Source organism: Pseudomonas sp. NPDC079367 (assembly GCF_044542195.1).
Taxonomy (GTDB): Bacteria; Pseudomonadota; Gammaproteobacteria; order Pseudomonadales; family Pseudomonadaceae; genus Aquipseudomonas.
Genome location: NZ_JBITTW010000088.1, coordinates 1 through 2,297, shown reverse-complemented (window position 1 = coordinate 2,297; position 2,297 = coordinate 1). Strand labels below are relative to the sequence as shown.

1 protein-coding gene is annotated in these 2,297 nt (G+C 63.3%); it reads left to right on the top strand.

Annotated elements, in window-relative coordinates; genetic code table 11:
* On the top strand, positions 1–2,297 hold a 2,297-nt coding region (locus ACIGDJ_RS28220), incomplete at both ends, for a DUF6531 domain-containing protein (protein ID WP_397480299.1).

The following is a 2,297-nucleotide window of genomic DNA, read 5'->3' as shown; positions in this document are numbered from 1 at the left end:
GGCGACCCCGCCGACTGCGTACCCAAAACTTGCAAAAACGGCTGTCCGGTGTCGATGGTCACCGGCGAAGAACTGCTGACGCTCACCGATGCGGTGCTCGACGGCGTGTTGCCCTTTGAGTTCACCCGCTTGTATCGCAGCAGTGCCGTCGAAATCGACATCGGCCTGGGTTTCGGCTGGAGCCATACGTTGGCGCATCGGCTCGCCTTCGACGGCGATGGCGTGATCTGGATCGACCACGAGAACCGCCGCACGCGCTTTCCCCTGCCCGATGTCGCGCGTCCGGCGATCCACAACAGCCTGTCGCGGGCGGCGATTTTTCTCGGCGATGAGCCGGAAGAACTGATTCTCGCGCTGGCCGGTGAAAATGCGCGGTTCTATCACTTTCGCGCCGGCCGGCTGACGGCGATCAGCGACGTCTACGGCAATCGTCTGACACTGCAACGCGATCGCTCCGACCGCATTCAGCGTCTGGACAACGGCGCCGGGCGCGCGCTGCTGTTGCGTTATGACCGTGCGCAACTGGTGGCGGTCGATTACCAGGTCTTCGTCCGGGGCGAGTGGGCCACCGAGCAAAACCTCGCCACTTACCGCTTCGATGCCCGCCAACGCCTGCTGGTCGCGAGCAATGCGGTGGGCGACAGCGAGCGCTACGACTACGACGACCACCACGTCATCCTCCAGCGCCAGCTGACCGGCGGCGCGAGCTTCTTCTGGGAGTGGCAGCGCGAGGGCAAGGCGGCGCGCTGCGTGCGGCATTGGGCCTCGTTCTCGCAGATGAATACCCGTTACGTCTGGAACGATGACGACGCCAGCGTGACCGTGCATTACGTCGACGGCACCGAAGAAGTCTACGTCCATGACGAACGCGCGCGGCTGGTGCGTCAGGTCGCGGCCGATGGCGGCGAGCAGCTCAAGGCCTATGACGCGCAGGGCCGCTTGATCGCCGAGCAGGATCCCTTGGGCGCGGTCACTGAATACCGCTACGACGAGGTCGGACGGCTGATCGCGCTGATTCCGCCAGACGATGCGCCAACGTCCTACGAGTACCGCAACGGTTTTCTTTACAAGCGTCGCCGAGGCAATGCGGTGTGGCTCTATCGGCGCAATGCCGAAGGTGCCGTCACCGAAGCGGTCGATCCCGACGGCCAGGTCACGCATTACTACTACAACCTGCGCGGCCAGTTGCTGTCGCTGCGTTACCCGGACAGCAGCCGCCATCGCTGGATGTGGAACGAGCTGGGCCAGCTCATCGAAGAAACCCTGCCGGACGGTGGCGTGCGGCGCTTTTCCTACGATGCGCTGGGGCGGCGGACTACCACCCAGGACGAATTTGGTGTTGTCAGCCATCAGCAGTGGGACGCGGCCGGCCGTCTGATCCTGGCGAATTCTCCTACGGGAAGCACCCGCGCCTACAGCTACGGCGCCTACGGCCAGATCACCGCCGAGCGCGATGAACTGGGGCGCATCACCCGCTATGAATATGACGACGACCTGCACCTGGTCTCGCGGCGAATCAATCCCGACGGCACCCGCGTGCAGTATCGCTATGACCATGCGCGGTTATTGCTGACCGAGATCGAAAACGAATCGGGCGAAAAATACCGCCTGGATTACACGCCAACCGGATTGATCCGACAGGAAACCGGGTTTGACGGGCGGCGCACCGCGTATGTTTATGACCTGAATGGCCATCTGCTGGAAAAGACCGAGTTTGGTGATTTCGGCCCCAGCCTGGTTACCCGCTACGAGCGCGACAGCGCCGGGCGTTTGCTCGTCAAAACCCTGCCCGACGGGATCAAAGTCCGCTACGACTACGATCGCCTCGGCCGGCTGATCGGCGTCGATGACGGCCAGAATCATCCGCTGGCCTTTGAGTATGACCGTCAGGATCGCTTGATCACTGAGCACCAAGGCTGTGGCACCTTGCGCTACGCCTACGACGCTTGTGGTCAGCTCAAACGCCTGCGCCTGCCGGACAACAGCAAACTCGACTATCACTACGCCAAGGGCGGTGCGCTGAGCGCCATCGACCTCAACGGCACGCCGCTCACGCGCCACATCTACCAGTCCGGTCGCGAGCAGCAACGCCAGCAGGGTCTGCTGCTCAGTGAATATGCCTACGACGATCAGGGCCGCTTGCTCGCCCACGCTGTAGGCCATCGCCACGCCTCGCTGTACCGCCGCGATTATGCCTACAGCGCCAACGGCAATCTCGAGCACATCGCCGACAGCCGCCACGGCCAGCGCACCTACGGCTACGACGCCCTCGACCGGCTGATTCGTGTCAGCCATTC